At 40.9% G+C, this 26,031-nt stretch carries 23 protein-coding genes; 12 read left to right on the top strand and 11 right to left on the bottom strand.

The window, feature by feature from the left end:
• Positions 1–11: 11 nt before the first annotated feature.
• The 4 genes from ACFSYC_RS18130 to ACFSYC_RS18145 all read right to left on the bottom strand — a co-directional run bounded on the left by ACFSYC_RS18130 (position 12) and on the right by ACFSYC_RS18145 (position 4,987).
• Positions 12–1,268: a cation:proton antiporter gene (locus ACFSYC_RS18130; RefSeq protein ID WP_377130265.1), complete on the bottom strand. Its 1,257-nt coding sequence runs from the start codon at positions 1,266–1,268 to the stop codon at positions 12–14.
• 22 nt (positions 1,269–1,290) lie between these two features.
• The gene (locus ACFSYC_RS18135; protein WP_377130266.1) at positions 1,291–2,586 is read right to left on the bottom strand and encodes an NAD(P)/FAD-dependent oxidoreductase; all 1,296 of its coding nucleotides are present in this window, start codon (positions 2,584–2,586) and stop codon (positions 1,291–1,293) included.
• A gap of 139 nt (positions 2,587–2,725) precedes the next feature.
• The gene (locus ACFSYC_RS18140; RefSeq protein WP_377130267.1) at positions 2,726–4,510 is read right to left on the bottom strand and encodes a M56 family metallopeptidase; all 1,785 of its coding nucleotides are present in this window, start codon (positions 4,508–4,510) and stop codon (positions 2,726–2,728) included.
• A 114-nt stretch (positions 4,511–4,624) separates the two neighbouring features.
• The gene (locus ACFSYC_RS18145; protein ID WP_377130268.1) at positions 4,625–4,987 is read right to left on the bottom strand and encodes a BlaI/MecI/CopY family transcriptional regulator; all 363 of its coding nucleotides are present in this window, start codon (positions 4,985–4,987) and stop codon (positions 4,625–4,627) included.
• A 151-nt stretch (positions 4,988–5,138) separates the two neighbouring features.
• Between ACFSYC_RS18145 and argB the strand changes: the two genes are divergently transcribed.
• Both argB and proC read left to right on the top strand, forming a co-directional pair.
• On the top strand, positions 5,139–5,936 hold the full coding sequence (gene argB / locus ACFSYC_RS18150; RefSeq protein WP_377130269.1) for an acetylglutamate kinase: 798 nt from the start codon (positions 5,139–5,141) through the stop codon (positions 5,934–5,936).
• Between the two features lie 4 nt (positions 5,937–5,940).
• On the top strand, positions 5,941–6,759 hold the full coding sequence (proC, locus tag ACFSYC_RS18155) for a pyrroline-5-carboxylate reductase (protein ID WP_377130270.1): 819 nt from the start codon (positions 5,941–5,943) through the stop codon (positions 6,757–6,759).
• 3 nt (positions 6,760–6,762) lie between these two features.
• Here the strand turns inward: proC and ACFSYC_RS18160 are convergent, their stop codons facing one another.
• On the bottom strand, positions 6,763–7,209 hold the full coding sequence (locus ACFSYC_RS18160) for a nuclear transport factor 2 family protein (protein WP_377130271.1): 447 nt from the start codon (positions 7,207–7,209) through the stop codon (positions 6,763–6,765).
• 201 nt (positions 7,210–7,410) lie between these two features.
• Between ACFSYC_RS18160 and ACFSYC_RS18165 the strand changes: the two genes are divergently transcribed.
• Both ACFSYC_RS18165 and ACFSYC_RS18170 read left to right on the top strand, forming a co-directional pair.
• Positions 7,411–7,992: an acetate uptake transporter gene (locus tag ACFSYC_RS18165; RefSeq protein WP_377130272.1), complete on the top strand. Its 582-nt coding sequence runs from the start codon at positions 7,411–7,413 to the stop codon at positions 7,990–7,992.
• 13 nt (positions 7,993–8,005) lie between these two features.
• On the top strand, positions 8,006–8,386 hold the full coding sequence (locus ACFSYC_RS18170) for an SRPBCC domain-containing protein (RefSeq protein WP_377130273.1): 381 nt from the start codon (positions 8,006–8,008) through the stop codon (positions 8,384–8,386).
• Between the two features lie 74 nt (positions 8,387–8,460).
• On the opposite strand, the gene ACFSYC_RS18175 is transcribed toward ACFSYC_RS18170, so the two are convergent.
• Together ACFSYC_RS18175 and ACFSYC_RS18180 are read right to left on the bottom strand one after the other, a co-directional pair.
• Positions 8,461–9,651: a hypothetical protein gene (locus ACFSYC_RS18175; protein WP_377130274.1), complete on the bottom strand. Its 1,191-nt coding sequence runs from the start codon at positions 9,649–9,651 to the stop codon at positions 8,461–8,463.
• A 16-nt stretch (positions 9,652–9,667) separates the two neighbouring features.
• Positions 9,668–12,241: a TonB-dependent receptor gene (locus ACFSYC_RS18180; protein WP_377130275.1), complete on the bottom strand. Its 2,574-nt coding sequence runs from the start codon at positions 12,239–12,241 to the stop codon at positions 9,668–9,670.
• A 333-nt stretch (positions 12,242–12,574) separates the two neighbouring features.
• On the opposite strand from ACFSYC_RS18180, the gene lpdA reads away from it, so the two are divergent.
• From lpdA to smc, 7 genes are all read left to right on the top strand, one after another.
• Positions 12,575–13,963 (top strand): dihydrolipoyl dehydrogenase, encoded by a 1,389-nt coding sequence (gene lpdA / locus ACFSYC_RS18185; RefSeq protein WP_377130276.1) that lies wholly within the window; start codon positions 12,575–12,577, stop codon positions 13,961–13,963.
• 107 nt (positions 13,964–14,070) lie between these two features.
• Positions 14,071–14,910, top strand: coding sequence for an MBL fold metallo-hydrolase (locus ACFSYC_RS18190; RefSeq protein WP_377130277.1), 840 nt, complete (start codon positions 14,071–14,073; stop codon positions 14,908–14,910).
• Positions 14,911–15,049: 139 nt separating this feature from the next.
• Positions 15,050–15,910, top strand: coding sequence for a sigma-70 family RNA polymerase sigma factor (locus ACFSYC_RS18195; protein ID WP_377130278.1), 861 nt, complete (start codon positions 15,050–15,052; stop codon positions 15,908–15,910).
• A 127-nt stretch (positions 15,911–16,037) separates the two neighbouring features.
• Positions 16,038–16,340, top strand: a complete 303-nt coding sequence (locus tag ACFSYC_RS18200) for a hypothetical protein (RefSeq protein ID WP_377130279.1) — start codon at positions 16,038–16,040, stop codon at positions 16,338–16,340.
• Positions 16,337–17,002 (top strand): ATP-binding cassette domain-containing protein, encoded by a 666-nt coding sequence (locus ACFSYC_RS18205; protein ID WP_377130280.1) that lies wholly within the window; start codon positions 16,337–16,339, stop codon positions 17,000–17,002. The genes ACFSYC_RS18200 and ACFSYC_RS18205 overlap by 4 nt, the downstream gene beginning before the upstream one ends.
• A gap of 7 nt (positions 17,003–17,009) precedes the next feature.
• A complete protein-coding gene (locus ACFSYC_RS18210) occupies positions 17,010–17,795 on the top strand; it encodes a PhzF family phenazine biosynthesis protein (protein WP_377130281.1) in 786 nt (261 codons plus the stop codon).
• A gap of 71 nt (positions 17,796–17,866) precedes the next feature.
• On the top strand, positions 17,867–21,406 hold the full coding sequence (gene smc / locus ACFSYC_RS18215; protein WP_377130282.1) for a chromosome segregation protein SMC: 3,540 nt from the start codon (positions 17,867–17,869) through the stop codon (positions 21,404–21,406).
• 1 nt (position 21,407) lies between these two features.
• Here the strand turns inward: smc and ACFSYC_RS18220 are convergent, their stop codons facing one another.
• From ACFSYC_RS18220 to ACFSYC_RS18235, 4 genes are read right to left on the bottom strand one after another with little or no spacing between them, the layout of a single operon-like run.
• On the bottom strand, positions 21,408–22,937 hold the full coding sequence (locus tag ACFSYC_RS18220) for a S41 family peptidase (protein WP_377130283.1): 1,530 nt from the start codon (positions 22,935–22,937) through the stop codon (positions 21,408–21,410).
• A gap of 51 nt (positions 22,938–22,988) precedes the next feature.
• Positions 22,989–23,600: an HAD hydrolase-like protein gene (locus ACFSYC_RS18225; protein WP_377130284.1), complete on the bottom strand. Its 612-nt coding sequence runs from the start codon at positions 23,598–23,600 to the stop codon at positions 22,989–22,991.
• On the bottom strand, positions 23,590–23,892 hold the full coding sequence (locus tag ACFSYC_RS18230) for a hypothetical protein (RefSeq protein WP_377130285.1): 303 nt from the start codon (positions 23,890–23,892) through the stop codon (positions 23,590–23,592). Before ACFSYC_RS18230 ends, ACFSYC_RS18225 begins: the two co-directional genes overlap by 11 nt.
• Position 23,893: 1 nt before the next feature.
• The gene (locus ACFSYC_RS18235) at positions 23,894–24,547 is read right to left on the bottom strand and encodes an ABC transporter ATP-binding protein (RefSeq protein ID WP_377130286.1); all 654 of its coding nucleotides are present in this window, start codon (positions 24,545–24,547) and stop codon (positions 23,894–23,896) included.
• Between the two features lie 154 nt (positions 24,548–24,701).
• Between ACFSYC_RS18235 and sucC the strand changes: the two genes are divergently transcribed.
• Complete coding sequence (gene sucC, locus ACFSYC_RS18240; protein ID WP_377130287.1) at positions 24,702–25,892, top strand: ADP-forming succinate--CoA ligase subunit beta; 1,191 nt, start codon at positions 24,702–24,704, stop codon at positions 25,890–25,892.
• The last annotated feature ends 139 nt before the right edge of the window (positions 25,893–26,031 follow it).

Raw genomic sequence — 26,031 nt, forward strand, 5'->3', positions numbered from 1 at the left:
AAAGCTCGCACTTACTTGCTGTCCTCCTCTTCCGGAGGTAAGGACGCGTTTATAACCTTGTTTAATGTCAGCCCCTGCACTATTACCGAAAATATTACGATAAAATATGCGCCGGCCAGTATAATGTGCCTGTATGGGCTATAAGGTAACGATAAAGCTAATGCGATTGAAATGCCACCGCGTAAGCCTGCCCAGGTAAGGATATTGATATTTCTGTATTTAATATCTACGATTTTCCTGAAGAAGGTTAGCGGGATAAGTATGCTGATCCAACGAGCTGCTAATGCAATGATGATCCCCATCAGCCCAATCAACCAATAATTGTTGAGATATGGCAGGTTGATCATTTGCAAGCCTATCATCACGAATAAAATAGTGTTCAACATCTCGTCTATCAATTGCCAAAATTTTTCGAGCGACTGGTGTGACCGCTCATTGTTGTCAATATTGATGGTTTGGTTGCCTGCAAATAAGCCGGCGCTTACCACTGCCAACGGGATGGAAAGATGCAAGAACGTGGCTACCACAGAGATACTCATTACCAGCGCCACAGATATGAGCACGATGGTTTGAAAATCAGTAATAGTTTTCATTAACCTAAAACCTATAAACCCGAATACTATACCAAGTATAATACCCCCAAAAACTTCGCGAATAAACAGTAGGCCGGCCTGTGCAAAGTCTATATTCGCGGTCCCGGATTCAATAAATTCCAGAATAGTGATAAACAAAACCAGGCCTATGCCATCGTTAAAAAGCGATTCGCCGGAGATAATGGTTTCCAGGCTTGTTGGTAGCCGTGAACTTTTTATAATGGCGTGTACGGAAACCGGGTCTGTTGGCGATATTAACGCACCAAACAGGAAACAGTACACCAATGGTATCTTGACACCTATAAGCAGTGTTATGCCATAAAACAGGCCGCCAAAAACGGCGGTAGATAAAATCACACCCACGGTACTCAGTATAAATACAGGACGCATTTCTTTTTTTAGGCGACGGGTATTTAATGAGAACGAAGACGAGAAAAGTAAAAATCCCAGCATAATATTTAATACCGTGCGCGAGAAGTTGATGCCAACCGCCAGCTCGGTTAAATACTTTGCAACACTGGGATATAGAGAGTCGACCAGGATCGTTATTACCGAAACGGATATCGCCAGCGTCACTATACCTATGGTACCCGGCAGTTTTATAAAACGCGCGTTTATGTATGAGTAAAAGGCACTTAATACAACCAGCAGGGCAATAACTACAAAAAGATCCATAGGGTAAATTACATCTTATATATTATTTCTCCGGTTCAACCGTTCGCGTTTTGCGGTTAAAGCTGCGGATGATGAGACGATTATCGCTGTTTTTGCTAAAGTAGTTAATAACCCAGGTAACAATAACCGCAGTTTTATTTGTAAAGCCGGCCAGCGACATAATATGCACAAAACCCCACAGCAGCCAGGCAAAAAAACCTTGAAAATGCAGTTTTCCTATATCGGCCACGGCCCTGTTACGTCCGATAGTGGCCAGCGTTCCCTTGTCTTTATACTTAAATGGTTCAGTGGCCTGCCCGTTAATAATACGTTCTAAATTTTTTGCCAGGCAAGCACCTTGTTGCATGGCTGCAGGCGCCACCCCTGGGTGCCCGTTAGGGTACTCTTCACTCAGAATGGCTGATACATCCCCTATAGCAAAAATGTTAGGGTAACCCTTAACCCGGTTTATCTCGTCAGTCTCAATGCGCGAGCCGCGGGTAAGTTTAGCGTTTATCATACCCTCGGGCACCTCGCCCATTACACCAGCCGCCCAAAATACATTTTGAGTTTTAATCACCGTTCCGTTATCTATGGTTAGGGTATGACCGTCGTAACCATCAACGTGTACGCTATTGAATATCTTTACGCCCACATCTTCTAAAAACTGTTTTGCTTTAGTCGACGCTTCGGGTGTCATGGCGGCCAGCAGGCGGTCTTTACCCTCCACCAAATACACATCCATATCATGTTTGCTCAGGCCGTGGTAGTCTTTGTGTAATATCAGGTGTTTCATTTCGGCCAGGGCACCCGCAAGCTCCACACCCGTTGGGCCGCCGCCAACAACCACAAAGGTCATCAGCGCATCCTTTTCTTCTCTATCCTTAGTAACTAATGCTTTCTCCAGGTGCTGCAGCGTTAGTCCGCGAAGATTTAAAGCTTCCGGCACGTTTTTCATGGGCATGGTACACTTGGCCAGTTCTTCGTTACCGAAGAAGTTAGTGTCTGATCCGGTTGCAATCACCAGGTAGTCATAATGGATGTCGCCTATATTGGTTTTTACTAGGTTGTTTTCTGCTTCAACAGCCTCAACAAAGGCCAGGTTAAACCTAAAGTTATTATGCTTAGTAAATATTCTGCGGATAGGGAAAGCAATAGAATCTGCGGGGATAGCCCCCATTGCCACCTGGTACAGCAGCGGCTGAAAAGTGTGATAATTATGTTTATCCAGCATCAGTATATCAACTGGTGCATCCTTAAGTTTTTTTGCTAATTGTAAACCGGCAAAACCACCACCAATAATTACTACGCGTGGTTTAGTTTTTTTGTGTTGATCCATGTATCAAAAGTAGGGTTAAACCGCTATTTTATTTATACAAGGAACAGCAATGATGGCAAATTGTGTTATGGAATAGTTCAACACGAAAACGGGTATCAGTTTATGATACCCGTTAAATTGTATTGAGTTTTAGATAATATTAGTTCACGTTTGTTTTAAATACATAAAGCACTTTATAGCCAGCAGGTATTTGCGATGTAACTAAAGTATCAAAAGCTAAAGCCGCTATAGTCTTCGCCGGCAGATCCTTCAACACTTGCTCATCAAACAGTTTGCCGTTAATTAATACTCCAAACTTTTCATCACTCTTTAAAGTGGCAGTTGCAGCACGCCCATTTGTCAGTTTTGATATAACAGCATCAAATTTCCTGTTATCGTTTGGATGAATTGTAAAACGTTCATAAAATGGGCCACCCGCTACCATAGCTTTATCAGCTATCATATTACCTTCCTTTGGTGTAACTACACCACTTTTAAATTTTTTCAACACGGTAAGATCCCCAACCCTTACGGTATCGGTCTCGTCTCCGAAGATTCTTAATTTCATGGAAAAAAAAGTAAATGGCACAAAATAGTCAACATTATTCTTTCTGATAATTTGGGGCTTTCTGGTATTTATACCTAACATTAATGTTTTGCCTTCAGCGTATTTGTTTACTGCTTCTTCCGTGTAAAACACATCATTTAATATAACGCCGATTTTTTCTTTCAAATTTAAGTTTACAGCCGCTTTTCCATTGATCATCTCAAATATTCCTCTATCATAGGTAGTGCCATCTGCATTAGTTAACCTCACCTTTTTGAAAAAAATCATGTTAGGTTTGCCGGGCCAAAATTGCGATGCTGCATCTGCATACATTGCTTCTATTTTCCTATCAATATTTGGGGAGTTTGCTTTTCTATTTGTATCAGCCGGCAAAATGGCTTGCTGATTTGCCATTTGCGGAGCTTGCCAATTGATTGCTTCTGCATTTTCTTCGGCCACTGCTTTTTCTTTTGGATTGCCATTGCCCACCTTAAGTACCGGTAGGGTTAGTTCCAGCTTTTTGTTTGCCAGTTTCAAAGCACCGGCATCAATCTTTAATACCCCTGCTAAGGGTTGCCTTAATTTAAACTTAGCAAAAGCCAGGCAGCTTATCATTACCACCGGTAATATAAGGAGGTAAATTATCTTTTTCATATGGTTTGTAGGTTTAGTAAACAACATGGTGATACGCTCTTTTAAAGGCACTTTGCTAAAATTATGATACAAGTTGCCATGGCCAGCTACACATAAATGCAACAATAAGTCTGCGTACTGACACTTGTCGGTCGATTTCCCCATAACAAGGTCAACCTCAAATTCATGATTCTCTTCAACCGAACGCGCATACAAGTAAATAAACGGATTAAACCAAAGCGCAACCTCAGCAACTTTAATTAATAAGCGGTCGAGCGAGTGATAAAGCCTGACATGCAACAGTTCGTGCTCGACAATCTGTTTAATTTCATCAGCACTTAAGGCGTTGTCGTTTAAAAAGATATAGTTTAAAAATGAGCCATTGTTAACAGTTTTGTCGCCTTTAATTACTTTTATTTTACCAAGCTTGGTGCATTCCTTACCCTTAATATTCCAGAAAAACTTACCAATAATAAAAATCAGCCTTACAAATAGTACTGCGGCAGCCAACAGATAGAGTGTATTGAATACTTCGGGCCAATTTATGCTTATAGGCTGCACTGTAGCGGTTTGTTGTAAAGCTACCGTCGGCGTACCTACCTGCGAAACTGCCACCTGTTGTATCGCTTGAACGGGCTGTATTTGTCGCTGCTGCTGCGATTGTTGCATTTCAACGTGGACTACCTGGCTCAAAACCGGCACGTATTGGTGGCTTACGGGGATTGTAGCCAATGGTATGGCAAAGCTAAATATTAACGTGGCCATTAATACCATCTGTTAATAGTAAAAAAGGTAAGCCTTCTTAAAAACAGGTAATAAAAGGCATAAAAGATAGCGCTGCATGCGCTAACCTGCAGCAAATAAGTAATAGTATTCATATCATTTATTTTTACTGATGATGTCTTTAATCATATTGATATCCGCCTCGCCCAATTGCTCCTCTTTTACCATGAAAGATAGCAGGCTTTCAACAGACCCGTCAAAGTACCCCGAAATCATTTTTTTAAAAAATGCTTTGCGGTACTCTGCTTTTGATATTGCAGGATAGTACTCATACGTTTTACCATAAGCCTTGTAACGAACGTATTCCTTTTTCTCCAGCAGCCGCACTACAGACGATATGGTATTATAAGGCGGTTTAGGGTCGTCCGGCAAAGCATCAATAATGTCTTTTACAAAACCATGTTTCAGTTTCCATAAAATTTGCATTACGCGCTCTTCTGTCTTGGTTAACTCTTCCATAAACCAAACATAAAACTTATTTTTCAGTTATACAACTATCAATTACGTTATATAACTATTTTATCAGTTATAGTGTGTTTCGGCCTACTTTATATCGAAATGATAAGCTTTTGATCATTTATTGACTATAATTGCATTATAACGTCACTTAATGGAATCAAAAGCACTTCATATCATCAAAATTGGGGGAAATGTGATAGATAATTCAGAAAATCTATATCATTTCCTTAAAGATTTCACCGCATTAGATGGTTATAAGATATTGGTGCATGGTGGTGGCAAGGTAGCAACCCAACTTTCAGAAACGTTGGGCATTGAACCCAAACTGGTAGACGGAAGGCGTATAACAGATGTCGAAACACTTCGAATTGTAACAATGGTTTACGGCGGACTTATCAATAAAAACATTGTAGCCCAACTACAGCGTTTCGGCACAAATGCCATAGGGCTTACCGGTGCCGACGGTAATTTTATCCGCACAAAAAAACGCCCGGTAAAAACTATAGATTACGGCTTTGTGGGTGATATTGACAAATCATCTGTAGATAGTCAAGCTATAGCCAGATTATTGGAGGCGGGCTTCACCCCTGCTTTTTGTGCTTTGACGCACGATGGCGACGGCCAGTTATTAAATACAAACGCTGACACCATCGCTTCGGCACTTGCAGTGTCATTATCTACGCTATTTGAAACTACCTTGATATATTGCTTCGAGAAAAAAGGTGTATTGATGGATGTTGACGATGAGGACTCTATAATCAGAGACATTGACCCGGCTGGATACGAAGAATTGAAAGAAAAGCAAATTATACACAGTGGCATGCTGCCAAAGCTTGAAAACGCCTTTGCGGCAATTGCCAGCGGCGTTAAAGCAGTAGTGATAGGCAAATCTGATGATTTAGGAGAGTTAAAAAACGGCCGGCCATTTGGAACACGACTAAGTAAATAATAATATGATCTCGCAACAACATATAGCCATTTTAGGCAGCGGTAATATCGGTTTATCTTTAGCAAAAGGGCTGGTAAAATCGGGCATTTGCAAACCACAACAAATAACCTTAACCCGTCGTAATTTAGAGGCGCTAGAGGAATATGCTACCTTAGGTTTTCAAACTACAAATAACAATATGAAAGCCGCCAAGAAGGCCGATATCGTTATTCTGGCAGTACTACCGCAACAGCTTAATAAACTTTTGGACGAGATTAAGCCGGCTATAAAATCAGAAAAACAGCTATTAGTATCGGTAATATCCGGTGTGAGTTGTGAGGATGTGAGGAAATATCTGGATATGAGCGTACAGGTTGTACGCGCTATGCCTAACACCGCTATCGCCATTGGCGACTCGATGACTTGTATCGCCACCGATAATGGATCTACAAGAAATGTTAACCTTGTAAAATCATTATTTGATACCGTGGGTGTTACCCTACAAATTAACGAAGAGCTGATGACTGCAGCTACCGCGCTGTGCGCTTGTGGTATTGCTTTCTTCCTTCGTTCGGTTAGAGCAGCATCGCAAGGTGGCACCGAGATAGGTTTTCATGCTCACGATGCCTTGAAAATGGCCGCTCAGACTGCTAAAGGCGCAGCTAACTTACTATTACAACTTTCATCACATCCTGAACAGGAAATAGATAAAGTAACATCGCCGAAAGGTTGTACCATTGCCGGCTTAAATGAGATGGAGCACAATGGCTTTAGCTCTGCAATGATCAAAGGCATTAAACTATCGGCAGATAAAGCAGCCGGTCTTTATAAAAGTGACGATTAGTTATTACTTAGGCGCATTAGGCAGACGATATCCCTGGCGGGCATAGAGCAGCCATTTACCCTGGTATCTTTTCCAAACCTGTAATACTCCAAGTGCCACGCTGTTGGTTTTGCCGTTATCATTGGTATCGGCAATAAATTTATGGCGTACAATAGCGGTATTACCCTCTACATTTATCTTTTGGTCTTTTATATCAATTTTGGTAAATGCAAATTTACCACTTACAAAACCATCAAGTAACTGGGCTTTATTTTGTGCAAAATCAAAAGAATGCCCGTAGCTAACGCGCTCAGATAGTACGTCACTTAAGCCTTGCCTATCGCCGGATATCATGGCTTTGCGCATAGCTTCAACCTGACTTGCTATAGCTTTTTCATCCGGACTTTGAGCAAATAGACTGATGCTTACAGTAAAACAGAAAATAAAAATAAGACCGATCAGTTTTTTCATTTACAATAACAATGAAAATATTGAGTTTTCACTTTGCCAAAATTACAAACCATATAGCTTACTAGGCTGTAACAAATAGGTTACCGTTTGAAGTGTCAAGAGCTTCTCGACTTAAGTTTATTGACATTTGATAGTTTAATTTGCAAATGATTATAAATCATTTAAATTGCAGGTATAAACCAATTATAACTAAAACTTATTATGAGTACTACTGCACCTGTAAGGGATGGCATTGCTAATCCTGCACCGCTGGGCTTGTGCGCCTTTGGCATGACCACCGTATTATTAAACATCCATAACGCCGGGTATTTTGAGCAAAACTCGATGATATTAGGAATGGGCCTTTTTTACGGCGGTCTGGCGCAGGTTATAGCCGGTATAATAGAAGCTAAAAAAGACAATACTTTCGGGTTAACTGCTTTTACCTCTTACGGGTTCTTTTGGCTATCGCTTGTCGCGCTTATTGTTATGCCTAAGTTAGGCTGGGTAGCCGCACCAACCGCCGGCGCTATGACGGCCTATTTATCTGTGTGGGGTATTTTTACCTTTTTACTATTTATTGGCACTTTCAAATTAAACAAAGCGCTGCAGTTTGTTTTTGGCTCACTGGTAATATTATTCGCGCTATTAGCCATAGGCGATGCTACCGGCAACAAAAGCATTACTACCATCGCAGGCTATGAAGGCATCATCTGTGGCGCATCGGCTATTTACACCGGTATAGCCCAGGTTTTAAATGAAGTTTATGGCAGAACTGTGTTACCTATCGGACCTGTAAAATAGCTAACTTGCGCAGGTGAAAGATTTTAAGAAATATTATATAATTCCGGCCTTGCCGGGCGAAGTTTATTTAGCGCTAACAAACCCCATAACCATACAGTTATGGACAGGCGAAGCAGCAGTGATGTCTACAGAGCCGGGCTCGGAGTTTTCTTTATGGGATGGCGCCATAGTAGGTAAAAACCTTGAGTTTGAAACAGGTAAAAAAATTGTACAACAATGGTATTTTGAAGGACAACCAGAAGAATCAATTGTTACGATTAAGCTGTTCGAGGACAAAGCAGGTACATCCGCCGAGTTGCGCCACACCAATATCCCTGATGCCGATTACGATAATATGGTTGAAGGCTGGGATGATAGTTACTTTGGTGCAGTAATAGATTTTTATCACTGGTAGGCGAATCAATAACTTATATAAACAAAGAAAGCCGCTCAAAATGAGCGGCTTTCTTTGTTTATATAAGTTATTGATTACTTAACAAAAGTAAATTCAGTACCTACGTATTTTAATTTTACTAAAACGTAAGCGTAACTACCTGTGTAACCGTAATAGCTTAAGTTGAAAACTTGATTTTGCTCTGCAGTAGCGCCGAATTTGATTTTAGCAAATGCTTTCACTGCATCTGCAATTTCTTCAGGCAGCCATTTGGTAGGGCTTGAAGAACGCAAGTCCACACTTTTGAAACTAGCCAGGTTGGCACGTGCAGCGTCAGAACCAAAGGTTAGACCAGATATAGTTACGTGATCGGCTGGTGTTAATTGATAGTTTACAGTGTTATCTGGTACCCAGACGCCATTAGTTTTAACGAAAATTAGCGGTGATGCAGCCGCAGGTTTTGTTGTCCAATTGGTACCGTCAAATGTAAGCCCTATAACGCGTTGCGCAGTTACAGCAGGCACTTGGGTTGGAGCAGTACCAGTAGCTGCCTGAAAATACTTGTAACTAACGTATTTTACATCACCAGCTTTAGCTGTAACAGACACACTAGGATCAGCTTTTAGTAAAGTGTTCAAATAACTTGGTATAATAGCGGCATCCGCAGTTACAAAGTTGTTATTATTACCACCCTTACCTAACGAGGTATACTGTGCAGGCGTAATGTGGTACAGTTTTGTCCAAGCACCACCTGTAAATAAAAATGATTGCTGAACAGCAGTGGTGGTAGCACCTTGATCAAAAAAGTTAAAAGTAATAACTGCTAATTTACCCTCTGTAGCCGTTGGATATTTAATACCCAACCAGGTGATAATTGTCGTTGCACTAAAATTGGTGGATGTGGTGGTACCACCATTTAAAGTGTAATCTGCTGGTAACAAAGTATAGGCAATACTTGCAAACACCGTGTCTATTGGCTTTACAGTAAGCGGCGGAGCACCATAAGTAACCGTGATAGCTGACTTCTCATTGTAGTTGGTATATTTCTTAGCCAAAATTGCAGGTATGCTTACTTTAGCATCTTCTAAAGTTTTGTAGTAAAGCCCTGTTTTAGCATAATCTGTTGTTGGCAATAAAGCATAATCAGCAGCGGTAAGCGTAAGGTTTACAGATAAAGCCGGTTTTGGTAAATCGCCTAACTCTTTATATGTCTTGTCCATCGGATCACAGCCTGTAAGCGATAAAGCCACGGCTGCAACAGCTAATAAGTGAAAAATCTTTTTCATGAAATATCTCTTTTAATTAAAATTTAACTTTCAAAGTTGTGGTAATCGTTCTTCCGATACCGTAAAATACAACACTATTTACAGCTTTACCTGAGTTGGCAGCATCTAACGCATCTGATACGTAGTTAGTGTTAAATACGTTGTTCATGTTACCAATTAATTCAGAGTTTAAACCTGCAAATTTAAATTTAAACACTGCGTTCAAATCAAACAAATGATAAGCAGGCATTTTCCAGGTATTAAGTGGTGCGCCATTTGGTGAGGTGGTTGAAGCTGACGTGTAGCTAAAATCTGAATAATAGTTAGCATAATAGTTCCAGTTACCACCTATTTTAAGGTCTTCGGCAACGCTAACATCTAAGTTTAAACCACCGGTAGTTTGGGCTTGATCACCAACTTTTAAGCCTTTAAGGTTGTAATAAACCGCAGTTTGTCCCGGCACTGGTTGATTGGTCTCGTCAAATACAGTCACAGGTCCGACACTGTTAGTATATGTCCAGTCTCCTATTGAAAGAAAACCAGAAAGTGTTATTTCTTTTACCGGGCGTAATTTAAAGTCAACCTCAACACCTTGGTGTAGCTCATTAATGCCGGTAATGTTAGCATAGTAAGTTTGACCGTTTTGAGTAGCTTGTCTTGGAGCGGATGATCTGTCTTTGTAATCTGTACGGTACAAGTTTACGTTTGCACTAAAGATTGCGCTACGGAAACCATAACCTAATTCATAACTTAACAATTTCTCATTTTTAGCTACAGGGTTTGGCACGTTAGTATTGTTAACGAAAGCGACGTTAAAAAAAGGAGCTCTTGTTAAATAACCAACATTTGCAAAAACATTGTGGTTTGCATCTAAGTTATAGTTAGCACCGCCTTTAGCCTGGTAACCAAAATAGTTTTTGTTAGGGGTTGTCTGTAAAGGATCGGTATCTAAGTAGTTAAAATGATCAATTCTTTTGTATGATGTATTTGAACCCGCAACTGATATAAATGCGGACAGATCATTTTTAGAGTATTCTGCCTGTAAGAAACCACCTTGCCAAGCTACGTTACTATCATTGTTATAAATGATTTTGTCGCCCACACGGGCATTTTTAATAGGGTTATTGATATCACCAGCACCAGTACCGGTTCTGTTATCAATTAGATATCTTGCACCTAAAAGATCAGTAACTTCTGTAAAGTGACGACCGATGTAATAACGTAAATCAACACCTGCCAATAAATCAATTTCGGGCGTAAGTTTCTTTTTTAAAGTACTAATAGCACCATACCACTCATGATCATTTCTTGCGGCTCTTAAATAGTTGATAGCTGAACCATCCGGATTTGCAACGTTGGCATCTTGTACGGCGTCGATATCAAATGGAGAGTAAGAATCGCCAGTGCGTGGAATACTGCCGTAGCTAAAGTTTGATGAACCACCGCCACCAGTACCTTTTGACGCATAGAGAACTGTTGACAAACTAGCACCGTCATTTATTTTCCAATCGTGATTTAATGACAAAATTGGTTTAGTGTAAAAGTTGTCACGAACATTAACGACCTGACCATCTCTGTAACCCCAATCCGGGTTATATTTAATACCTTGAGGAGCAAGTCTATAAGTTTCTATAGAGCTTTTTGTAGAGCGTTGACCGTGTCGTTGTTGAGCACCGATCAAAGTTAAAGCCAATGTTTGTCTATCCGTTAATACTTTTGATGCATTGAAAAAGTAGTTATAACCTACAAAGTTCAAACCACCGGCGTTACCATTACCTTGAGTTTTGGTACCCAAAGCTGTGAATGCCCAGCCTTTTTCGTCTAAACCAGTAGACAATGCTATCATAGTTTTTAGGTAACCGTCTGTACCCACTGACTGCGCTACAGAACCGCCTCTTTTAGCGTCGGTTGTGCGTGTAACAATATTTACTGTACCACCCAATGAAGGCACGGCAACCTTAGATGCGCCTAAACCACGCTGAGCCTGCAACGACGAAGTAACGTCGCTTAATGCCGACCAATTTGACCAGAATACGGCACCGTTTTCCATATCGTTAATAGGCATACCGTTTATAATTACGGCAACGTTAGCTTGCTTGAAACCACGGATACTTAAACGAGAGTCGCCGTAGCCACCACCTTGCTTAGTAACCATAACGCCCGGCGCTGATTTTAACATCTCAGGAAATTCCTGGTTACCCAGCTTTTCTTCGATAAAAGTTGCGCTAACGGTTGTTACGGCGATAGGGGTTTTTCTGTCGATAGCGACAGAATTTAAATTTGCAGATACAACTACTTCTTTCATAGTACCGCTTGAAGGATCAAGAGTGATCTCGCCTAAATTAGTACTCGTAGCTGTTAATTCTTTGGTATTGTAACCAACATAAGTTACAACTAGCGTAACACCAGTGTTGGCGTTAAGCTTAAAAGAGCCGTCGAGCGCTACTGCGACACCGTTTGTAGTACCTTTAACGCCAACCGTTGCGCCTATTAAAGGCTCTTTGGTTACTGCGTCAACCACTTTACCTTTAATGGTGCTCTGTGCAAAAGCACCCACGGTAAGTAGCATAGAAAATACCAGAACGGAAAATTTTTGTAAATACTTCCTCATACTTGTTTTGTTTAAATGAAATTAAGTAAAAATTGCAGTGCAAATATAGAGGTAAACCCACTCATTATTGTTAAATTAATATTAAGTCTGGGAGGTTTTTATTATGTTTTTATCAACATTTTATAACGTATACCGATAATTACAAAAAAATATGACCTAAATAATGTAAAACTTACATCACTTTATAAATATTACACTTTAAGTTAATCTATAGCCGTTGTAGACTTTTGTTAATAATCAGGCTTACCATTATTACCCACCTATGTTTTTTGCTTTCGCCCCTTTTACTTAGCTTTGGCTTTCTAAAATTTAAAACACAGATCACAAAAGAATATGAATTACGATGTAATTGTTATAGGGTCTGGCCCGGGTGGCTACGTAGCCGCAATCCGTGCTTCCCAGCTTGGTTTAAAAATCGCTGTAGTTGAAAAAGAGTCTCTGGGCGGCATATGCCTTAACTGGGGCTGCATACCTACCAAGGCATTGTTAAAAAGCGCTCAGGTATTTGAGTATCTAAATCATGCTGCCGATTATGGTATCAAATTAAACGGTGCAGGTGAAGTTGATTTTGAGGCAGTAATTAAAAGAAGCCGCGGCGTTGCCGATGGCATGAGCAAAGGCGTTCAGTTTTTAATGAAAAAAAACAAAATTGACGTTATAATGGGCACCGGTAAATTAAAAAGTAAAGGCGTTGTAGAAATTAGAAACAACGATGGCACTAAAGAAGTTACTGCAAAACATATTATTTTAGCTACCGGTGGTCGTTCACGCGAATTACCTAGCTTGAAACAAGACTTTAAAAAAGTAATAGGCTACCGCCAGGCTATGATACTGCCAAAAAAACCAGCATCAATGATTGTCGTAGGTTCGGGCGCTATCGGTATTGAGTTTGCTTATTTCTATAACTCAATAGGCACTAAAGTTACGGTAGTTGAATATTTGGACAACATAGTTCCGTTAGAGGACGAGGAAGTATCAAAAGCATTAGCACGTTCACTTAAAAAATCCGGCATCAATATCATGACTAGCTCAAACGTTGAGGCGGTTGATACCAGCGGTGAGGGTTGTAAAGTTACTGTAAAAACGGCAAGCGGTACCGAAACTTTAGAGGCAGAAATCGTTTTATCTGCCGTAGGGATCTCTACCAACATTGAAGGCCTTGGCCTTGAGGAAAATGGCGTAGCCCTTGATAAAGGCAAAGTTGTTGTTGACGATTACTATAAAACAAATATTGAAGGTGTTTATGCCATTGGCGATATTGTTAAAGGTCAGGCGCTGGCCCACGTTGCATCTGCTGAAGGTATTATCTGCGTTGAAAAAATAGCAGGCTTAAAACCTGAGCCATTAGATTATAATAACATCCCAGGTTGTACTTATTGCAGCCCGGAGATAGCTTCTGTGGGTTATACAGAAAAAGCGGCAAAAGAAGCCGGCTATGAAATTAAAGTAGGTAAATTTCCCTTCTCAGCTTCGGGCAAAGCAAGTGCATCAGGCGCAAAAGACGGTTTTGTTAAGCTAATATTTGATGCCAAATACGGAGAATTTTTAGGTGCACACATGATTGGTAATAACGTTACCGAAATGATTGGCGAAGTTGTAACCGCACGCAAGCTGGAAACTACCGGACATGATATTATAAAAACTGTACACCCTCACCCTACCATGAGCGAGGCGATAATGGAAGCAGCCGCCGAAGCATACGGCGAGTGTATCCACTTGTAAATCAAAAATTTAGAATAAAATACATAAGGCCGTTAGTATTACTATCGGCCTTTTTATTTAACACCATTCCATCTTTTTACTTTTGGATTTTTACTTTTAATTGATCGATGAAACTACACACAATAGATACCGGCTTTTTTAAGTTAGATGGCGGCGCTATGTTTGGCGTGGTACCCAAAGTGATATGGAACCGCACCAATCCTGCTGATGCTAACAACCTTTGCACCTGGGCAATGCGATGTTTGTTAGTTGAAGATGGCGACCGGCTGATACTGATAGATACGGGTATTGGCGATAAACAAGATGACCGTTTTCTGAGCCATTACTATTTACACGGCGACGCGACACTTGAGGGTTCATTGGCTAAACTTGGTTTTCATCGTAACGACATAACTGATGTTTTTTTAACCCATTTACATTTTGACCACGTTGGTGGCGCTGTAATAAGACAGGGTGACAAACTGCTCCCCGCTTTTAAAAACGCTGTTTACTGGAGCAACAGTAAGCATTGGGATTGGGCGATAAACCCTAACGAGCGTGAAAAGGCCTCCTTTTTAAAAGAAAACATATTGCCCATACAAGCCAGCGGGCAACTGAAGTTTATAGAGGCTCATCACCATGCAAGTTTCACTAATAACATCAGTGTGAAATTTGTATACGGACATACAGAGTCCATGATGTTACCATTGATAAACTATAAAGACAAACAAATTTTATATATGGCTGATCTGCTGCCATCCGTGGGTCATTTACCGTTACCCTATGTAATGGCTTATGACATGTTTCCATTACAGACACTTGCAGAGAAAAAACTAATTTTAGATGAAGCTTTAACTAAAAACTATATCTTATTTTTAGAGCATGACCCTATCAACGAATGTTGTACTTTGCAACGAACAGAAAAAGGTGTGCGATTAGGGGAAACTTTTAAACTAAACGATATTTAAATTACACCACAAAAACCATGCAATTAATAGCTGAAAATGAAGATTATATAATCTTTTTTTTCCTTTAAAATATGGGCAAACTTTTGTTTACCTTTGCACGTTCAATTCTCACACTCAAGAATCGAGTTTAATTAAATAAATGAGACAACTCAAAATAACGCAATCCATTACCAACCGTGAGTCGCAATCACTTGACAAATATCTACACGAAATTGGTAAAGTTGACTTAATAACAGCTGAAGAAGAAGTAATACTAGCGCAAAAAATCAGAGAGGGTGATCAAGCCGCTTTAGAGCGTTTGACTAAAACAAACCTTCGTTTTGTGGTTTCTGTGGCTAAACAATATCAAAACCAGGGCCTAACCCTTGGCGATTTGATTAATGAAGGAAATCTTGGCTTAATTAAAGCGGCCAAACGTTTTGACGAAACCAAAGGTTTCAAATTCATATCATATGCAGTATGGTGGATCCGCCAGTCAATACTGCAAGCTATTGCAGAACAATCTCGTATAGTGCGTTTACCTTTAAACCAGGTTGGTTCATTAAGCAAAATTAGCAAAGCGTTTTCGAAGTTAGAGCAAGAGTTTGAACGCGAGCCTTCACCAGAAGAGTTAGCAGACATGCTTGAAACTACGGTTGACAAAATCTCTGATACATTGAGCAACTCTGGCCGTCATGTATCTATGGATGCGCCATTTGTACAGGGCGAAGAAAATACATTGTTAGATGTATTAGAAAACTCTGAACCAAACACAGATGCAATCTTGATCAATGAGTCATTATCAGAAGAGATCAAACGTTCATTATCTACTTTAACAGAGCGCGAGCGCGAGATCATTGTTTTGTTCTTTGGCTTAGGCACTAACCATCCCCTATCTTTAGAAGAGATTGGCGAAAAGTTTAATCTTACCCGCGAGCGTGTACGTCAGATAAAAGACAAAGCTTTACAACGCTTACGCCACACCAGCAGAAGCAAGATTCTCAAATCTTATTTAGGTTAATCCGTCACAACAATTATTTAAAAAAGCCGGACTTTTCAAAAAGTCCGGCTTTTTTATTTACAAAAACACAGTGATAAAATTTTTGCTAGTAAACCACGTTATAGCTCCATCTTATCCAATTGCAGTAATGACAAAAACGCTTACGCTGGTCTGGTATTTTTACAGACCACTCTCTATACTGGGCCTCATTTTCAGTCTAATCGGTATATCTCAAATACATGCTAATGGGTCTGAGTTTATTCCGGTAGCGATATTGATAAAAATAGTGGGTTATGCTGGTTACATCTTCTATAAACATCATTTCGCTAATCGCACTTATCTGTATTTTCTTAACGCGGGGCACAGCATCAAATCCATGTATGCTTATTCGATAGCATTTGACTTTTTACTGTTTTTGGCGATGGTTATCTGCGTTAACCTTGTAAAATGAATCCACTGACATTAAAAGCGGATAGTATAGAACTGGATTTTTCGGGCCGGAAGATCCTGACTGATGTTTTTATAAGCTGCACACAGGGCGAAATAGTAGGTTTATTAGGCCGGAATGGCTGCGGCAAATCATCATTGCTGAAAATCATATTTGGTTTGCTTAAGCCGGCGTACAAATACCTGAGTATTGATGATACCTACATAACGACAGGCTATAAAAACAGCCGCATGGCCTACCTTCCGCAGCAAAGTTACTTACCGCCGCAGATTAAGATCCATGATCTGGCAAAAATGTTGGTAGATGATTTCTTTTGGGAGGATTTCATCAGTCATCCGGCCTATATCAAACACGGACAGAAAGCCATTGCGCAACTATCCGGAGGAGAGCAGCGTATGCTTGAAACATTGATGATCATTTATAATAAAGCCGACTTTATTTTATTGGACGAACCTTTTACCCATATCTCGCCGGTGCAAATTGAAGAACTAAAGCCACTAATCAGATTGTGTGCTAAAAGAAAAGGGATCATAGTAACAGATCATCAATACAGAAACGTTTTGGATATAAGCGACCGAATAATTCTTTTGACTAATGGCTGCACTAAACCGATCAATAGCATTGACGATTTGGTTACTTACAACTACCTTAGCAATATTAATTAGACAAAGTATGACTATCCCTATTTACCAGGCCGACGCCTTTACCGATCAACTTTTTGGAGGCAATCCCGCTGCAATATGCCCGTTAACCGAATGGTTACCTGATGTGGTTATGCAAAAGATAGCCGTGGAAAATAACCTGGCCGAAACTGCCTTCTTTGTAAAGACAGCCAATGGCTACAAGCTACGCTGGTTTACGCCGGAGTATGAGATAGATCTTTGTGGCCATGCTACGCTGGCATCTGCACATATTTTATTTACTGAGTTAGGCTACCAAGGTGATACTATTCATTTCGAAACTGTTAAATCGGGCATCTTAACCGTTACTCGTGATGGCGATAAATACACCATGGATTTCCCGTCGCGCCCTCCTATCGTTATAGAAGAGCCTAACGGACTAGTAGAAGCCCTGGGCGGTATTTCACCAAAATCTATATTGAGATCAAGAGATTTCTTCGTGGTGTATGATTCTGAATTAGAGATCCGCGAAATGTCTCCCGACTTTTTTGCCTTATCAAAAATGGATACCGTAGGCATCATTGTTACTGCTCCTGGTGATGATGTAGATTTCGTATCGCGCTTTTTTGCACCCGGCGCAGGTATTCCTGAAGATCCCGTTACAGGTTCAGCACATTGCAACCTGATACCTTACTGGGCCAAAGAGCTAGGTAAAGATCAACTACATGCGTACCAGATCTCTGCCCGCAAAGGCGAATTATGGTGTGAACTGCGGGGTGATAGAGTGTTGATGAGCGGCAATGCGGTAACTTATTTAAAAGGTAGTATCTACATTTAATCTAAAACCACCGTAAATCATTTTTTTTGGTTATTTTGATCCTTGGAATTAAAGTTGGCTAATACGTTTAAATGCAGCTTACACGATTAGAAATCAAGGGTTTTAAAAGCTTTGGCGATAAGATCACCATCAACTTTAATGAGGGTGTTACAGCTATTGTTGGCCCTAACGGCTGCGGCAAGTCAAACGTTGTTGACGCTATACGCTGGGTACTTGGCGAGCAAAGCACACGGGCGCTCAGGTCCGAAAAGATGGATAACGTGATATTTAACGGTACCAAGAGCCGTAAGCCCGCTAATCTGGCCGAAGTATCGTTGACCTTTGACAACACCAGGAACATCCTTCCCACTGATTATTCACAGGTTACATTAACCCGTAAACTTTACCGCAGCGGCGACAGCGAGTACCGGTTAAATGATGTGCAATGCCGTTTAAAGGACATTACAGACCTTTTTCTGGACACCGGCATCGGCTCAGACTCCTACGCAATTATTGAGCTTAGGATGATCGAGGAGATCATTTCAAACAAGGAAGGATCGCGTCGTAACTTGTTTGAAGAAGCATCGGGCATCTCAAAATACAAACTGCGCAAAAAACAAACCTTTAATAAATTAAAGGACACGGAGGCTGACCTGGAGCGTGTGGAGGATCTATTATTTGAGATTCAGAAGAACCTGAAGATGCTCGAGAATCAGGCAAAGAAAACCGAACGTTACTACCGCATAAAAGAAGAATACAAAACACTTAGCATTAAACTGGCCTCGTTCAAGATGGCAGCCTTTGCTGATTCTTTAGGTGCGATTGAGCAACAGGAATTAACACATCGTGAAGAAAAAACTGGCGTAGTAGCCAAAATGGATACTCTGGAGGCCGCTTTACAACAAGAGAAGCTGGAGAGTATTACCAAAGAAAAAAACCTTTCTTTACAGCAAAAGGCTACCAACGAGTTCATTTCTAAAATCCGGGCTTACGAGAGCGACAAAAAGATCAAGAACGAGCAGTTAAAATTTCAACAGGATAAGGAGTCGCGTTTAACAGAGGAACTGGAACGCGACCGTAACCAGCTTAATCATGTCCTGTATAATGTTAAGCGCCTTAATGAAGAGAAAGCCCAGGAAGATGACAATCTAAATACGTTATCACTTAAAGTAGCTGATTTAAAGCTCATGGTTGAGGAGTTGCGCCTGCAGCAATCTAGCGCACGCAATGAGCTTAACGAAATTGTAAGCACAAATAATAACCTGCAAAACCAAGCTTATAAAGTCGAGAAAGATATTGATATTCTGCAGATACAAGAGCAGGCGCTTGAACAAGAGAGCCACCGTAACATGGAGGATGCGACCAATAAAAAGGTAGAGCTTTCACATTTTAACGATGTAGTCACAGAATTACAGGGCCGCACCGAAGCCCTGCAACAAGAATATGACCAGGAACTAAAGCGCGAAAATAAACTGCAAGAACAAATAGCAAGTGTTAACGGCGAAGCTGAAACTGTTAAAGAAACCATTATCATACAAAGCCGTAAGCTTGATGCCAAACAAAATGAATACAACCTTACCAAAAGTCTCGTCGACAACTTAGAGGGTTTCCCAGAGTCTATTCGTTTCCTAAAAAACAACCACGACTGGGCCAAAAATGCTCCCCTGTTTAGCGATGTATTGTTTTGCCGCGAGCAGTACCGGGTTGCTATTGAAAATTACCTGGAGCCGTTAATGAATCACTATGTTGTTGATACGTATAATGAAGCAGTAAAAGCAATTAACCTGCTAAGCGGCTCGTCGCGCGGCAGGGCGCAGTTTTTTATATTGAGCAATTATGTAGAAGATAGCGGCCTTCAATTTAAGGAGGAAGCTGTTACAGGGCGCATTCCGGCTTTAAATGTAGTTGAGGTGGATAAAAAGTATTGGCCACTGGTTAACCAGCTGCTTAAAAACGTTTATTTAGTAAATGACGAGACTGAGTTAAGTAATACGATAGTTCCTGAAGGACTAATTTTGCTGGCGCAGAGCGGTAAATTCAATAAAACGAAATTTACAATGGCGGGAGGGTCGGTAGGTTTGTTTGAGGGTAAACGTATTGGTCGCGCCAAAAATCTCGATATACTGGCAAAAGAAATCAAAAATTTAGAAGTTTATTTGTTCGAGCTCAAAACAAAGGCTAACGAACTACAAAACCACTTAAGCTCGCTAAAAGCCGCTGTTAAAGCCGCCGAATTATCGCAAAAGTTAGCGGATATTAACCGGTTAAATACCGAACTCATAACGGTTAAAACCCGCCGGGAACAATACGAAACCTTTATAGAGAACAGCCTTAACCGTAAGGACGACATTGCAAAAAAAGTTGCAAGTATTAAGGAAGATATGGGCAACCTAAAACCGTTATTGGTTGATCTAAAGGATAAAAATCGAGTTCAAAGCGACTTGCTGGTAGAAAAACAAGCTGAGTTTAATGAACTAAATGAGATGGTGACTGTACAGTCAAATACATACAACCAGGAGAATATCCGTTTTCATCAGCAACAAAATAAAGTTTCGGGATTAAATAAAGATCTGGATTATCGTTTCACCCAACAAGACAACCTTGAGGGCCGTATTAAACAAAACAGCGGCGAGCTTGAAAAAGTAAAACTGGCTATTCAAGAAAATCTGCAGCTGTCGGACACATCAGACGACAGCCTACTTGATATGTACAATCAGAAAGAGGAACTCCAAAAAGCTACCCAGGAAGCTGAAGAAGAACATTATAAGCTGCGTGGAAAAATTACCCAAAATGAGGATGCTATTACTGTATTACGACGCCAAAAAGATCAGGCTGACCTTATAGAGAACGAGTTAAAAGAGCAACGTAATAACCTGCGTATTGAATTAAACGCGCTGAAAGAGCGCCTGTCTGTCGAGTTTAGTATTGACATCAATGATTTGCCTGAAAACGAAGAAAACAACAGCGAAAACGAGCAACCGCTTAGGGAGCGGGCTGATAAGCTTAAAAGCCAGTTAGATGATTTTGGGGCCATAAACCCAATGGCTATTGAAGCCTATAACGAAATGAACGCGCGTTATGAGTTTATTCAAAATCAGAAAAAAGACCTTGCCGAGGCAAAGGCGTCGTTAATGGCTACCATCCAAGCGATTGATGATACGGCTAAAGAGAAATTCATGACCGCCTTTACTTTAGTGCGTGAAAACTTTATCAAAGTATTCCGCTCGCTATTTAATGAGCAGGATTCGTGCGATTTGATTTTAACCGATCCCCAGCGTCCGTTAGAGTCAGACATCGATATTATCGCAAAGCCAAAAGGAAAACGTCCGCTGTCTATTAATCAACTCTCGGGTGGAGAAAAGACATTGACTGCTACGGCTATCCTATTCTCGCTTTACCTGCTAAAACCAGCCCCATTCTGTATTTTTGATGAGGTGGACGCCCCGTTAGATGACACCAACATTGATAAGTTCAATAACATCATCCGTGAATTTTCTTCACAGTCGCAGTTTATCATTGTATCACATAATAAGCGCACCATTGCCAGCACCGATGTTATTTACGGCGTTACTATGGTTGAACAGGGTATCTCTCGTGTTGTACCTGTAGACTTGCGGGAACTGGCAGACTAGGCTATCTTTGTTTGTATATCATTCCATTAAACTTACCTGCTTCCAACTCAATAGCTGCATCGTTTGACTGTTTAAGCGAAAATGTTTTTTGACCGCCTGACAAACTTTGTGTCTTAACTATAGGCGTGCTATATGTTCCACGTTTAATATAGTTTATGGCATGGTGGAATAAGACTTCAGTAGTATCACCAAAATCTTTTGTCGCATCATCATAATCGGCTATACCCGGATAATTGGCTGAGCCTGGCAACATACCAGTGTAGTATCCACCCTGCCCTGCTGAGTTTTTAGTCTCAAACTGGGCCACATATAACGAATACTTGTTGATCTTGATATCAAAAAAACCAACCGGTTTACCATAGGTGTTGTTGCCTATTAATTGCACATCCATATGCGGGCGCAGGCTGTTAATAGCTAACTCGCTTGCAGACGCAGTTGCCCCGGTAACAATAAAGAAAACCCTGTTAAGGTTTAAAGCGCCCTTTTTAGCAAATTTCACGGTGTTGGTAGCAACCGTGTAGTTAAACTGAGCCAAGTTGTAAAGCTCGCCGGTTTGACTATCGCGGCGGACCTGGTTAGCCAGCAATTTTGCCTTACCTGCTTGCAATATATCGTTAAAGTAATAGCTATACATTGCGGTGCCTGTTTTACCGGATGGTACTATCAGGTTGTCTAAGTATTCGGCAGTAGCGGTATATCCCCCACCATTGTAGCGTAAATCAACCACTAAATTTGTAACGCCCTGCGACTGGAAATAATTAAACGCTGCATCTAACTTCGCATTTGCGTTAGCTGGCGATGTAAAAGAGTTAAAAACGATGTAACCAACTATTTTGCCCCCGCCCGCGTCAACCGTTTTGTAGTTTAATACAGGGTTAACGGCATAATCTGCAGACGTTAAGTTAACTGTAAGGTTTGTATTGTCGGGCTTTTGTAATACCATAGCAATACTACTATTACGGGCGTAAGCATTTATGACGAACTGTGTATGTGTACCCGAAGCCCCGTCGTAACCGATATCAGCGTTGCCATTTATACTGACGATTTTATAACCACGCTTTACGCCGGCTAAATCAGCCGGAGAACCTGGATAAACATATTTTATACGAAGGTCATTAGCGGTATTGTAAAAGGGTGCAAAACCAAAATTACTATTCGTTCCATTAAGCGAAGTGGAAGACTCGCCTCCATCTATGTATGAATATTTTGCAACACCTGCGGCAGGTGCATAGTACTCGAAGGGATAACCTGTTGCCGGATCGATTTTGTATTGAGATAACTTGTTTACCTCGGCACTTAAAGCGGCAAGATCAGTACTACCGGTAACTATTCGGGGGTTAAACGCGGCATAGCCCGGTAAACCGTCGTGCCAGTAATAAGTTTCCTGAGCGTATAGATATACAGAGTCTTTAATCAGATCAAATGCCGATCCATCTTTAGATGGTTCGGCTCCATTATATTTTTTATCTTTTTTACATGAAATGAAGCCTGAAGCAGCTATTAAAAGAACGAAGTAAAATGCTTTTCTCATATTAGAATATAATTTGGTAAATTAACGTAATAAGCTTCATTATGTTGTAAATCAGGTCGGTAAAATATCGTCGGCATTATAGTAATCAATTCCGCCGACCTCTGCGCTGTGTTTAGATGCTTCAGAATTTCCAATCATTACCACATCCCTTTCTTCAAGGGTGTGTTCTTTCAGCAATAGTTGTAAAACGTCCGGCGCGGGCATTGGCGTGGTTTCTTCGGCAAAATAGCAGGTCAGGTAGGCTTCCAGGCCGTGCCACTCGGTATATCTTATTTTATTGAGCTGCTGCTGCGGGTTACCGTTTGTTACTATAAATATCTTTTTACGATTAATCACTACATTTTGCAACAAGTCAAGCACTGCCTGATAGGCCAGCAGCTTTAGCGGAAGCTTCGCGGTCAACAACAGCCGGTCGAAGTTCTCGCGATACTTTTCATCAAGGGCAAACTTCTGTTGCACCGTATTAAACACCTCGTCTTTGCCTTCGTTGTGATAAGTTTCAACCATCAGATCAGTAAGCACCTTTGCATCAAACAACTCTATATATTCAATAAAACTGGTAAACAAATAATACACCTGAAACAGGTAATCCTTTTCGGGATAAATAACATTATCTAACTCAAAAATATATGCCTTGTATTTAGAGATATCGTTATATTTCATCAGTATTTATTTCGATGTTATACTCTAAAAAGAGCTGCTCTGACTCATTAAGGGCTTCAGCCTCGGCAACATCCAAAAGGTACAGAACTTCTATTGCGTTATCAAGGCACAAAGTCAACATTTGATGAGCGAACGAGCTTGATTGTGGGCTTGGCAGTTTTATCATTTTACCTTGGGTAAGCATAAAGGCCGGCACATCGTTATAATCACCCAAAAGAATATTGTTGGCTGTTAGCCTGGCTTTAACCTGGTGTGCCCTGGCAGACAAGGCTGAAGTAATTAAAATATTCATGTTATTGAACAATTAAGCCGTCAACCATCATTACCTTACGGTCTGACAGGTTTGCCAGATCTTCGTTATGGGTTACAATTACAAAGGTTTGATTAAAATCTTTACGCAACTTGATAAACAACTCATGCAGCTCGCGCGCGTTTTGCGAGTCAAGGTTTCCGGAAGGCTCATCGGCAAATATTAACGCGGGGTTGTTGATCAAGGCACGGGCCACGGCAACCCGCTGCTGCTCGCCCCCAGACAAGGTGCTGGGCTTATGATGCAAACGATGGCTTAAACCTAAAAGGTCTAGTAGCTCGGCGGCACGCTTTTCGACTTCGTGGCGGGATGTACCTGCTATGTATGCCGGGATACACACATTTTCAATCGCGTCAAACTCTGCTAGCAGATGATGAAATTGAAAAATGAATCCAATTTCGCGATTGCGAAAGCTACTTAGATTTTTATTACTTAGCTTGTTTAGCTCCACATCATTGATAAATAGCTGGCCAGAGTCCGGCCGGTCAAGGGTTCCAAGTATATTAAGCAGTGTACTTTTGCCAGCCCCGGATGCGCCAACTATTGTAACAATCTCTCCTTTATTAACCTCGATATCAACCCCTTTTAATATCTGGAGCTGACCGTACGATTTATTAATTGCAGTTGCTTTTAGCATGCTGTAAAGTTAGCGAATGTTGCTTACAGATTGTCGCCCGATTACCTAATTTTATACTTAGTCATCTCTAATTAAAATCTAATCACTAATCTCTGTTTGCTAATAACGAAATCCAAAACAAATTATTAGATTTACCGCAAATCATCTAAAGCATATGAATATTCACGAATACCAGGGAAAACAGATACTAAAAAGTTTTGGTGTAAAGGTGCAGGAAGGCATTGTTGCCGACACACCTGAACAGGCTGTTGAGGCTGCTAAAAAATTGAAAGAAGATTACGACTCTAGCTGGGTAGTGATTAAAGCACAAATACACGCGGGTGGCCGCGGTAAAGGTGGTGGTGTTAAGCTGGCTAAAAACTTAGATGAAGTTAAGCAAAGAGCTACCGATATATTAGGAATGCAATTAATTACCCCACAGACCGGCCCCGAAGGTAAACTGGTAAGTAAGATATTGGTTGCTCAGGATGTTTATTACCCCGGCGACAGCGAAACCAAAGAGTTTTATGTAAGCGTGTTGCTTGACCGTGCAAGTGGCCGTAACATTATCATGTACAGTACCGAAGGCGGTATGGACATTGAAGAAGTTGCTGAGCATACGCCACATTTGATTTTTAAAGAAGAAATTGACCCTAAGGTAGGTTTACAGGGTTTTCAAACTCGTAAAATAGCGTTTAACCTTGGACTGTCAGGCGATGCGTTTAAAGATATGACTAAGTTCATTACTGCTTTATACAAGGCTTACGATGCAACAGACTCATCAATGTTTGAGATCAACCCTGTATTAAAAACATCAGACAATAAAATACTAGCTGTTGATGCTAAGGTTAACCTAGACGACAACGCTTTATACCGCCATGCTGATTATGCTGCTATGCGCGACACTGCCGAAGAAGACCCTACCGAAGTTGAAGCAGGCAAATCAAACCTTAACTATGTTAAGCTTGATGGTAACGTTGGTTGCATGGTTAATGGTGCCGGTTTAGCTATGGCTACCATGGACATTATTAAGCTTGCCGGTGGCGAGCCTGCTAACTTCCTTGACGTTGGCGGAACAGCTAACGCACAAACTGTTAAAGCGGGTTTCAACATAATCCTGAGTGATCCTAACGTAAAAGCTATCCTGATCAACATTTTTGGTGGTATCGTTCGTTGCGACCGTGTGGCCCAGGGTGTTATTGACGCTTATAAAGAAATTGGCAACATTCCGGTCCCAATCATCATTCGTTTACAAGGCACTAATGCTAAAGAGGCAAAAGAGCTGATAGATAACTCTGGTTTAAAAGTATACTCGGCTATCTTGTTAAAAGAAGCTGCTGATATTGTTAAACAAGTTTTAGCATAAGGCAACGGCAATTCACATAATCTTTTTAAAGGGGCCAAAAGCCCACGAATGGTCGGAAGAAATTCCGACCATTTTTATGTTTTGAAAAACAAACCCGGGTCTCCGCCGCATTGCACAACGATCAGGGCTATAGCGAGGT

Origin of the sequence: Mucilaginibacter antarcticus, assembly GCF_042686155.1 — a bacterium.
GTDB classification, from domain to species: Bacteria; Bacteroidota; Bacteroidia; order Sphingobacteriales; family Sphingobacteriaceae; genus Mucilaginibacter; species Mucilaginibacter antarcticus.